11 protein-coding genes are annotated in these 9,980 nt (G+C 72.4%); 4 read left to right on the forward strand and 7 right to left on the reverse strand.

The genetic code is table 11. The features are described from left to right. Window positions 1-48: 48 nt before the first annotated feature. Window positions 49-1,509 (forward strand): zinc-dependent metalloprotease, encoded by a 1,461-nt coding sequence (locus RIM90_RS27965; RefSeq protein ID WP_309063538.1) that lies wholly within the window; start codon window positions 49-51, stop codon window positions 1,507-1,509. Next, window positions 1,506-2,033 carry an NUDIX hydrolase gene (locus tag RIM90_RS27970; protein WP_309063539.1) on the forward strand — a complete coding sequence of 176 codons (528 nt, stop codon included), beginning with the start codon at window positions 1,506-1,508 and terminating at the stop codon, window positions 2,031-2,033. The genes RIM90_RS27965 and RIM90_RS27970 overlap by 4 nt, the downstream gene beginning before the upstream one ends. 101 nt (window positions 2,034-2,134) lie before the next feature. On the opposite strand, the gene RIM90_RS27975 is transcribed toward RIM90_RS27970, so the two are convergent. The 4 genes from RIM90_RS27975 to RIM90_RS27990 all read right to left on the reverse strand — a co-directional run bounded on the left by RIM90_RS27975 (window position 2,135) and on the right by RIM90_RS27990 (window position 6,136). Further along, window positions 2,135-2,890: an AIM24 family protein gene (locus tag RIM90_RS27975; protein WP_309063540.1), complete on the reverse strand. Its 756-nt coding sequence runs from the start codon at window positions 2,888-2,890 to the stop codon at window positions 2,135-2,137. 17 nt (window positions 2,891-2,907) lie between these two features. After that, window positions 2,908-3,588 (reverse strand): AIM24 family protein, encoded by a 681-nt coding sequence (locus tag RIM90_RS27980; protein ID WP_309063541.1) that lies wholly within the window; start codon window positions 3,586-3,588, stop codon window positions 2,908-2,910. Between the two features lie 12 nt (window positions 3,589-3,600). Then, window positions 3,601-5,391 (reverse strand): TerD family protein, encoded by a 1,791-nt coding sequence (locus RIM90_RS27985; protein ID WP_309063542.1) that lies wholly within the window; start codon window positions 5,389-5,391, stop codon window positions 3,601-3,603. 148 nt (window positions 5,392-5,539) lie between these two features. Next, the gene (locus tag RIM90_RS27990; RefSeq protein WP_309063543.1) at window positions 5,540-6,136 is read right to left on the reverse strand and encodes a M48 family metallopeptidase; all 597 of its coding nucleotides are present in this window, start codon (window positions 6,134-6,136) and stop codon (window positions 5,540-5,542) included. A 218-nt stretch (window positions 6,137-6,354) separates the two neighbouring features. Here RIM90_RS27990 and RIM90_RS27995 point away from each other — a divergent pair, with 218 nt between their 5' ends. Together RIM90_RS27995 and RIM90_RS28000 are read left to right on the forward strand one after the other, a co-directional pair. Beyond that, a complete protein-coding gene (locus RIM90_RS27995) occupies window positions 6,355-7,569 on the forward strand; it encodes a ThiF family adenylyltransferase (RefSeq protein ID WP_309063544.1) in 1,215 nt (404 codons plus the stop codon). Beyond that, the gene (locus RIM90_RS28000) at window positions 7,562-8,929 is read left to right on the forward strand and encodes an AarF/ABC1/UbiB kinase family protein (RefSeq protein WP_309063545.1); all 1,368 of its coding nucleotides are present in this window, start codon (window positions 7,562-7,564) and stop codon (window positions 8,927-8,929) included. Before RIM90_RS27995 ends, RIM90_RS28000 begins: the two co-directional genes overlap by 8 nt. Window positions 8,930-8,951: 22 nt before the next feature. On the opposite strand, the gene RIM90_RS28005 is transcribed toward RIM90_RS28000, so the two are convergent. The 3 genes from RIM90_RS28005 to RIM90_RS28015 form a co-directional block, all read right to left on the reverse strand. Continuing rightward, window positions 8,952-9,158 (reverse strand): hypothetical protein, encoded by a 207-nt coding sequence (locus tag RIM90_RS28005; protein WP_309063546.1) that lies wholly within the window; start codon window positions 9,156-9,158, stop codon window positions 8,952-8,954. Window positions 9,159-9,295: 137 nt separating this feature from the next. Then, window positions 9,296-9,619: a hypothetical protein gene (locus RIM90_RS28010; RefSeq protein ID WP_184817904.1), complete on the reverse strand. Its 324-nt coding sequence runs from the start codon at window positions 9,617-9,619 to the stop codon at window positions 9,296-9,298. Next, a partial coding sequence (locus RIM90_RS28015; protein WP_309063547.1) for a WhiB family transcriptional regulator occupies window positions 9,616-9,980 on the reverse strand: 365 nt, incomplete at its 5' end. The genes RIM90_RS28010 and RIM90_RS28015, both read right to left, overlap by 4 nt.

A 9,980-nucleotide genomic window follows, 5' to 3' on the forward strand; every position in this document is an offset into this window, starting at 1 on the left:
AGCCGTGCCGCCGGAAAGAACCGGCGGCCCTACCAGCCGAGGAATCCCGTGAGTGACACCCCATTCGGATTCGGCCTTCCGCCGGAGGAGCCGGACGACGGCGACGAGGGCAAGAAGAAGGACCCGCAGAGCGGCGGTGGTCAGGGCCCGGCCAACCCGTTCGGTTTCGGCATGTCCGGAGCCGGAGGCTTTGGCGGCCCGGGCGCGGACAATCCGTTCGCCGCGATGTTCGGGTCGCTGAACCCCACCGACCTGGGCGCCGCGTTCCAGCAGCTGGGCCAGATGCTCTCCTACGAGGGCGGCCCGGTGAACTGGGACATGGCCAAGCAGATCGCACGCCAGACCGTGGCCCAGGGCACCGCCGGCGGTTCGAAGGACGCGAGCGTGGGCCCCGCCGACCGCAAGGCCGTCGAGGACGCCGTCCGCCTGGCCGACCTGTGGCTGGACGACGCCACCTCCCTGCCGTCGGGCGCGCACTCCGCCGTGGCCTGGAGCCGCGCGGAGTGGGTCGAGGCGACCCTCCCGGCCTGGCAGGAACTGGTCGACCCGGTCGCCGAGCGCGTCGGGAACGCCATGGGCGACGTCCTGCCGGAGGAGATGCAGGCCATGGCCGGCCCGCTGATCGGCATGATGCGCTCCATGGGCGGCGCCATGTTCGGCACGCAGATCGGGCAGGCCGTCGGCGTGCTGGCCGGTGAGGTCGTCGGTTCGTCCGACATCGGCCTGCCCCTCGGGCCGGCCGGGCGGGCGGCACTGCTTCCGCTGAACATCGAGACGTTCGGCAAGGACCTGGGCGTGTCGCAGGAGGAGGTGCGGCTGTACCTCGCCCTGCGCGAGGCCGCCCACCAGCGCCTGTTCGCGCACGTCCCGTGGCTGCGCTCGCACCTGTTCGGCGCGGTCGACGGCTACGCGCGCGGGATCAAGGTCGACACGGCCAAGCTGGAGGACGTGGTCGGCCAGTTCGACCCGCAGAACCCCGAGCAGCTGCAGGAGGCCCTCCAGCAGGGCATGTTCCAGCCGGAGGACACGCCGGAGCAGAAGGCCGCCCTGGCCCGCCTGGAGACGGCGCTGGCGCTCGTCGAGGGCTGGGTGGACGCAGTGGTGCACGCGGCGGCGAAGCCCCGGCTGTCGTCGGCCGACGCGCTGCGCGAGACGCTGCGCCGCCGCCGTGCCTCGGGCGGCCCGGCGGAGCAGACGTTCGCCACGCTGATCGGTCTGGAGCTGCGCCCGCGCCGGCTGCGCGACGCCTCGCGCCTGTGGGCCTCGCTCACCGACGCGCGCGGTGTCGACGGCCGGGACGCCCTGTGGGCCCACCCGGACATGCTGCCCACGGCCACCGACCTGGACGACCCGGACGGCTTCGTGCACCGTGAGCAGATCGACTTCTCCGAGCTGGACAAGATGCTCGGCGAGGCGGCCGGCAAGCCCGACCTCAGGAAGAAGGGCAAGGGCGAGGACGAGGGCAGGGACCAGGACGGCGACCAGGACAAGGGCGACGGCGCCGAGTGAGCCTGTACGACGACGCGGTCCTCGTGCTCAAGGGGTACGAGGACCAGCCCGAACTGCGCCAGGCCTATCTGGACCACCTCGCGGCGCATCCGGACGGCATGTGGAAGGCCTGCCAGGCGGGCCACGTCACGGCGAGCGCCCTGGTGGTCGATCCGGCGCGCGGCCGGGTGCTGCTCACCCTGCACAGGAAGCTGCGCATGTGGCTGCAGATGGGCGGGCACTGCGAGCCGGGTGACGCCTCACTCGCGGCGGCGGCCCTGCGGGAGGCCACGGAGGAGTCCGGCGTCGCGGGCCTGACGCTCCTCGCGGGCGGGCCGGTGCGCCTGGACCGGCATCCGATCCCGCCGCCCTGCCACTGCCACTTCGACGTCCAGTACGCGGCCCTGGCGGCGCCGGACGCCGCGCACACGATCAGCGACGAGTCCCTCGACCTGCGCTGGTTCTCGTACGACGAGGTCGCGGACGTGGCCGACGCGTCGGTCCTCCGTCTGGTCGAAGCGACCCGCAGAAGACTGGGTGCCTGAGGGCCGGGCGCCCGGCGTACGGGACTCGGCGTACAGGTGCGTGTGGGTGAGGGGCGACCACCGTGGCGGTCGCCCCTCACCTCTGTCCCGGTGCCGGCCGGTCAGCTCCAGACGTTGCCCTGGTTCTGGCCGCGGGCGCCCTGCTGTCCCATGCCGTACTGCGCGGCGAGGCCCGAGCCGATCTGGGCGTTCTGCGGCGGCAGCAGCTCGCTGGGCTGGACCAGCGCGAAGCCGCTGCCCATGAAGCTCAGCTCCCAGCCCTCACCGGTGTTGCCGCGGCGCCGCCACACCCCGGAGGAGTGCGTCTGGGCCTGCATCTGCACGCGCAGCGCGGTGGACCAGGCGACGATCGCGTCGGCGTCGCAGTTGACGTACTTGTCCGGCGTCACCTGCATCAGCAGGGGCATGCCCGAGGTCATCAGGGCGACCTTGCCGCGGCCGGTGATGTTGAGCTGGTACTTCCCGGAGCCGGAGATGCCGTACAGGCTGTCGACGGCGATGACCTCGTGGTGCAGCGAGGAGTCCATCGCGAGCACATAGCTGCTGTCGACCGTGAGCCCGTCCTGGTCCACCTCCATGATGTGGATGTGCTGGGCGAGGTTGGCGAGGTAGACCGTGCCCTGTCCGTGGCAGCGCATGAGGTCGAGTCCCTCGCCGGTGCGCGCACGCGCCTGCGACTGGCTGTTGCTCTGGAACTCGGCGTCGAACTCGACGAGGCCCTGGTAGGCGACCATGGTGCCCTTGCGGGCGAGGATGTCGTCGTGGCCGTCCAGGGCGACCCGGAGCATCTGCTTGTTCTGCAGGCTCCAGCGCTCCTGGGTCTGCTGGTCGTTGTAGGCGAAAAGCGGGCTCTGCATGGTGTGGTTGCTCTCCCTCAGCCCCGGGCCCGGAGACGGTCGGTGCTGTCCTCACTGGGCTGGACGACGACGATGCCCTGACCGGAGAAGGCCATCTGGTAGGCCTCCCCGCTGCCGCGGCCGATCAGCGACTGGGCCCGGAAGCTGCGCTTGCCCTTCACCTTGAGGTTCGGGGACCAGGCGACGAGGGCGTCCGGGTCGACGTACGTCTCGTCGTCGCCGCCACCGCAGTCGACGACGATCGGCTTGCCGCGGGAGGTCAGCGCGACCCAGCCCTGCCCGGAGATCTTGGTGTTCCACAGGCCCTGTCCGGCGAACTTCGCCAGGCCCTTGACCCGCTCCACGCCCCACGTCAGGTGGGCGTCGAAGGCGAGCAGGTTGGTGGCGTTGACGGAGATGCCGTCGCCGTTGAGGTTGATCACGACGACGTTGGCTCCGTAGTCGGCGAGGTAGAGCAGGCCGTCGCCGGAGCACTTCATCAGGGGGGCGCCCTCGCCGGTCAGCCAGTCCTTGGCGATCTGGCGGACGGCCGGCGGGTTGGGCTCGTACTGGACGAACCCCTCGTAGGCGACCATGGACCCCACGCGCGCGAGGAGGTCGTTTCCGGTCTGCATGGCGACCTTCAGCATGTGGTTGCCGTGGTTCTCCATGCGGGCGGTGACGGGGGCGGGGGCGAAGCCCGCGAGTGGCTGGTTCATGACGGGCTCCCTTTAGATCTCGTACGGCTGGACGACGATGAAGTTGCCGGGCGCGCCCCGGAACTGGAGGTTGACGCTCTCCCCCGTGTCGCCGGGGTAGGAGTTGCGGCGCATCCGCACCTGGCTGGAGACGACCACCTGGGAGGCGGCCGACCAGGCGACCACCGCGTTGCAGTCGGCGAACGTGGTGGGCGTGACCGGCAGCACCACGGGCACGCCGTGCGTCTTCACGACGATGGTGCCGGTCCCCTGGAACTGCATCGTGAACAGCGCGCCGCCGGGGATGCCGTGCCCCTCGATGCGGCGGACCTCGTACTGCAGGCTCTCGTCGAAGGCGAGGACGTTCTCGGCGGAGACGCACACGGCGTCGCCCTGGAGCTCGATCGGGTGCAGCATCGTGGAGTTCTCGGCGAAGAACACCTGGCCCTGGCCGGTGCAGCGCATCAGCTGCATCTCCTGGCCGGTGGCATTGCCCACGATGCGACCGGAGAAGCCGGCGCCCTTGTAGCTGAAGTCGACCTTGCCCTGGTAGAGCACCATGCTGCCCTGCCGGGCCAGTACGGCCTGCCCGCCGATGCCGAGGTCGGCGCGGACGAGCTTCTTGTTCTGCTGCGTCCACCGCTGCCCGGTGGGTGTCTCCTTGAACTGCTGGAGCGCGCCGAGGACGCCCGGGCCCTGCGGAGCCCCCTGGGGAGCACCCTGCGGCGCCCCGTACGGCGTCGGCTGGCCGGGCATCTGTCCGGGCGGCGGCTGCTGGCCGTAGCCCGGGGGCGGCGTCGGCTGCCCGTAGCCCGGAGGGGGCGTCGGCTGCCCGTAGCCGGGCGGCGGCGCGGGGGCCTGGGGCGCCTGCGGCTGGGCGGCGTAGCCCGGGGGCGGCGGAGCGGTCTGCCCCGGAACGGGCTGGCCGTACGGCGGCTGCTGGCCCGGCTGGCCGTAGGGCGCGGGCGCAGGGGCAGGGGGCGGCACCGGGGAACCGCCGGGCGGGGTGTGCATGGGCGCGACGATGGTCGGCGCGGTGTGCACCGGGGGCACCGGGGGCGCGGGGGCCGGCGGCGGGGTGGCGCCGGGCGGGGGCGCGAAGCCCTGCGCGGCGGGCTGGTGGACGGGAGCCGGGGCGGGGACGGGAGCCGGGGCGGGGACGGGAGCCGGGGCGGGCGTGGAGCCGGCGCCGGGCACTCCGAACGCGGGCGGCGCGGCGGCCTGGGCGGGCGGCGCGAAGCCGGGCGCGGCCGCGGCTGCCTGCGGCTGCGACTGCTGCGGGGCGGCCGGTTCGTCCTCGGCCACCTCGCCGCCGAAGTTCCTCAGCAGCGCGTCGAGCCCGCCGTCGAAGCCCTGGCCGACGGCGGCGAACCGCCACACGTCCTTGAGGTAGAAGTCGCCGAGCATCACGGCCCGCTCGGTGGAGAACTCCGAACCGCTGAAGGGGTACCGGGCCACCTCCTCGCCGCCCGCGACGATGCGGATGTATCCGGGACCGATCTGTGACATCTGGCCGGCGCCGTCGACGGTCGCCGTGAAGGACAGCTTCTTGATCTGCTGCGGGATCCGGTCCAGCGTCACGCGGAAGGACTCCGTGTCGCCGGCCTGGGCGCCCAGGAGCTGGATGGACTCTTCGGGGGACTTCGGCTGGTTGTAGAAGATGAAGTACCGGTCGTCCGAGAGCCGTTCGTCGGCGTCGAGACCGAAGCAGCTGATGTCGAAGGTCAGCCCGGGCCCGGAGATCTGCACGCCTACGTACAGATCCGTCCCCGCCGTGAGGTCGCTGATCCTGGCCTTGTGGCCGCGTTGGAATTCCCTGGCCATGCGTACGACCGTCCCCCATCCCGAATGTGAGTGCGTCGCGCCAGGCTAACGGCAAACTCCGACACCGGAAGAAGTCGGTGCGGGCAGTCGGTACAGACCCGGTACACAACGCGCGCGTGGCGCTACGGTGCGCTCGTCACGGGCGGGCTCACTCGTCGCGGGCGGCCGGCACGTGGGGCAGCCGCTCGGCCGCGACCACGCCCTCGAGGTACCCCCGGGCCCGCTCGGTCTTCGGGTACGCCTCCAGCAGCCGCCAGAAGCGGGGCCCGTGCCCGGGCACCAGCAGATGCGCCAGTTCGTGGCACAGGACGTAGTCGACGACGTACTCGGGCATGCCCTGCAGCCGGTGCGACAGGCGGATACTGCCCTCGGACGGGGTGCACGAGCCCCAGCGCGTGTTCTGGTTGGTCACCCAGCGCACCGATGCGGGGCGGGCCCGCCCGTCGAAGTACTGGGCGGACAGGCGCCGGGCGCGCTCGGCCAGCTCGGTGTCGCCGAGCGCCCGCCTGCTCTCCTGGGCGGCCAGCTTGTCGAGCATGACGGTCACCCAGCGCTGCTCCTCCGCCTCGGACATCCGGGCGGGGATGAGCACGACGGTGCGATCGCCCTCTCGGTACGCGGAGACCGTTCTGCGACGGCGGGCGCTCCTGCGGACCTCGATCGCGCTCGCCCGTGAGCCGTTCGTCGGCTGGCTCGTCGTGCTGCGCTGTGACTTTCCGGCGCGGTGCAGTGGGTCGGCGGGCACGCCCCGACGGTACCCGCTGTACAGGGGGAAGTCCCGGCTCCGGGACGGTTCGCCGATGATCCTCCCACCGTGCGCCGGATTTGTACGACGAATCCCCTCGCCTGTGGACAGCTTTCGGCGGCCCGCGGCCCGTGCGGGCATGCTGGCACTCGTCGGCCGAGTCGCGAGTCGCCTCGGCCATCACTACGGGGACGATCCAGGACATACGGGGGCCTGTCATGCATCCGATGGTCAAGCCGGCGCTCAGGCGGGGGTGGCGCGATCTCAACACCGTGCAGTTCGGAATGACACCGGCCCACGCCTTGACGCTGGGACCGATGGACACGGCGACGGGCAGCTTCCTCGACCTGCTCGACGGCACCCGCGGCCTCGGGCTCCTGCGCGAGGAGGGGCGGCGTATGGATCTGCCCGACGGCCACGTCGACCGGCTCGTACGACGACTGTCGCGGGCCGGGCTCCTGGACGACTCCCGGGGCGGTGGACCGGACGCCGACGCCCTGCGCGGGAAACGGGAGGTCCTCGACCGGCTGCGCCCGGACCTGGCCTCGCTGACCCTGACCACCTCCGAACCGGGCGACGCGCTCGGGCGGCTGGCGGCGCGCGGCAGCATGCGGGTGCAGGTGAGGGGCGCGGGCCGGGTCGGCGCGGTTCTGGCGGCGCTGCTGTCGGGTGCCGGAGCGGGGGAGGTCGACGTGCGCGACGTCGGGCGGGTCGAGCCGTGGGACGTCGCGCCGGGCGGACTGCCCGCCGAGGCCGTCGGCGACCGCAGGGACGAGACGGCCCGCCGTGTCGCACGCCGGGCCGCACCGGGCCGGCCGCCGCGCCGGACCGCCCAGTCACCGCCCGGGGCGGACGCCCCCGGCTTCTCCCTGGTCGTCCTCGCCCCGCGGGACGACGTCGCCGTGCACGCACCCGACCCGTCCGCCGCCGAACCCCTGCTGTCCTCGGGCACACCGCATCTCTACGCGGGTGTCGTGGAGGGAACCGGGGTGGTCGGCCCGCTCGTTCTGCCCGGTGAGACGAGCTGTGCGGGCTGTCTCCAGGAGGACCGCACCGACCGGGACCCGACCTGGCCGCGCCTGGTCGCCCAGTGGCGTTCCGGACGGCAGCGCCGAGTGGGAGCATGTGACCTGACGCTCGCCACGACGGTGGCCTCACTGGCGGCCGCCCACGCGCTCGCTTTCCTGGACGGCGGGGTCCCGTCCAGCGCGGGCGCCCGCTGGGAGGTCTCCGTCCCCGGTCTGCACTGGCATGCCCGGCCGGTCCGGGCGCACCCCGCGTGCCCGTGCGGAGCGGCGGAGAACAGTAAGGGAGAACACACCTCCGGGGACGGGCGGTCGCACGAGACAATGGCCGTGCACGGGCCGTCGGAGGAGTCGTGCCGTAAGGCGGACGCGGAGCGGCCGGCAGGGACTTGGAGGGCGCATGTCTGATCTTCCCCGGAAGGCGGTCACCCGGACCGCCAAGCTGGCCGCGCTCCCGCTCGGCTTCGCCGGGCGGGCTACCTGGGGACTCGGCAAGCGGATCGTGGGCGAGTCCGCGGAGATCGTCGGCCGCGAGCTGCAGCAGCGCACCGCCGATCAGCTCTTCAAGGTGCTCGGCGAGCTCAAGGGCGGCGCGATGAAGTTCGGCCAGGCCCTGTCGGTCTTCGAGTCCGCCCTGCCGGAAGAGGTCGCCGGCCCCTATCGCGCGGCGTTGACCAAGCTTCAGGAGGCTGCCCCGCCCATGCCGACCCGCACCGTTCACGCGGTGCTCCAGGAGCGGCTCGGCGAGGGCTGGCAGAAGCTGTTCCTGGAGTTCGAGGACAAGCCGTCCGCGGCGGCCTCGATCGGCCAGGTGCACCGGGGTGTGTGGCACGACGGCCGCGAGGTGGCGGTCAAGGTGCAGTACCCCGGTGCCGGCGAGGCCCTGCTGTCCGACCTGAACCAGCTGAGCCGCTTCGCCCGTCTGCTGGGCCCGCTGGTCCCCGGTATGGACGTCAAGCCACTGATCACGGAGCTCAAGGACCGCGTCTCGGAGGAGCTGGACTACGGCCTGGAGGCCCAGGCCCAGCGGTCCCACGCCGAGGAGTTCGCGGACGACCCCGACGTCGTCGTGCCGAACGTGGTCCACCAGTGCGAGCAGGTGCTGATCACCGAGTGGATGGACGGCATACCGCTGGCGGAGATCATCTCGGACGGCACCGAGAGCCAGCGCGACCGGGCCGGTCAGCTCCTGGCCCGTTTCCTGTTCTCCGGCCCCGCCCGCACCGGGCTGCTGCACGCCGACCCGCATCCCGGCAACTTCCGCCTGCTTCCCGGCGGCCCGGGCGGAGAGGACGACTGGCGCCTCGGCGTACTGGACTTCGGCACGGTCGACCGGCTCCCGGGCGGGCTGCCCGCCCCCATCGGCGAGGCCCTGCGGATGACCCTGGACGGCGAGGCCGAGGCCGTCTACGACATGCTGTGCGCGGAGGGATTCGTCAAGGAGACGATAGAGCTGGACCCCGACGCGGTCCTCGACTACCTGCTGCCGATCATCGAACCGGCGCAGGCCGACGAGTTCACCTTCACCCGCGGCTGGATGCGCAGCCAGGCGGCCCGCATCGCCGACATCCGCTCGCCCGCCTACCAGTTGGGCAAGCAGCTCAACCTGCCCCCGGCGTATCTGCTGATCCACCGGGTGACCCTGAGCACCATCGGTGTGCTGTGCCAGCTGGGCGCGACGGTGCGGCTGCGGGACGAACTCGAGGAGTGGCTGCCGGGCTTCGTCCCGGAGGAACCGGTGGCGGAGGAACCGGCGGCCCAGGCATGACACGCGCCGCCCCCGGCCGCCGCTACCACCGCTGCTGGTCCAGACGGCCCTCGATCGCGCGCAGGTTGTCCCGGGAGCACGTCTCGCAGTAGTGACGGCGGATGCCGTTCTCCACGGAGAGGGTCCAGGTCGGCTGCGGGTCCTCGGCGCGCGTGCCGCAGCGGGCGCGCACCAGGACGTCCGGCTCCGCGGAGCCGGCGTCGTCACTGCGGCCCGGATGACTCGTCACCCGCCGACGACAACGCCGTGTCCGGTGACCCGCCCGCCGGAAACGCACCGCGGGGGCCGATCCGTTCGCACGGACCGGCCCCCGCGGGGAGAGCTTGGCCCCCCGGTCCGGGAGGCCACCGCTTCAGGTGGGATCGGTTACTGCATGACCGCCATGGCGAGCGCGCGGCGGGCGCGCCGGGAGGCGCGCTCGGCCCGGCGCTGCATCCGGCGAGCGGTCACCAGGCCCATGGCCTGACGTTCCCGCTGCGCCTCCCGCAGTCGCTCGTGCATATGCGCACGAGCCATGGCTTCTGGGATGAGTTGCATCTCTCGGGTCCTGTTCTGGCGCGAGTCGTTCGCGCCGCTGGTGGTGAAGTCTTCGGTCGCGGAGCCTGCGGGCTCGTGGGTGGACGGCATCATCGGGGCCTGCTTCTGGGGGTCGTGCGTGAGGGGGCGATCGATCGTTCCTGGGGCGTTCATGCCGTGACCGGGTTCTTGCGCGGGCGGCCACGCGGCCGCTTCCGGGCGACGACAACTCCCTGGACGAACAGCTCGCCACCCCAGACGCCCCAGGGCTCACGCCGCTCCTTGGCGCCGGCGAGGCAGGCCTCGATCAGCGGGCAGGTGCGGCAGAGGGACTTGGCGTACTCGACGTCCGCCGGCGACTCGGCGAAGAAGACCTCCGGGTCGTACGAGCGGCAGGGGACGGGTACACCGAGGTTCTCGATGGCGTCGTCGAGCGCGGTGAGCGCGGTGAGCGGAGTCAAGGTCGGGTCCTCCGTGGAGCCGGGCTTGGGGATCGTGTCGGAAGGCGGTACGGACGGGGCGTGCGCTTCGAGTT

It is taken from the genome of Streptomyces sp. (genome assembly GCF_031181555.1).
Classification (GTDB): domain Bacteria; phylum Actinomycetota; class Actinomycetes; order Streptomycetales; family Streptomycetaceae; genus Streptomyces; species Streptomyces fimbriatus.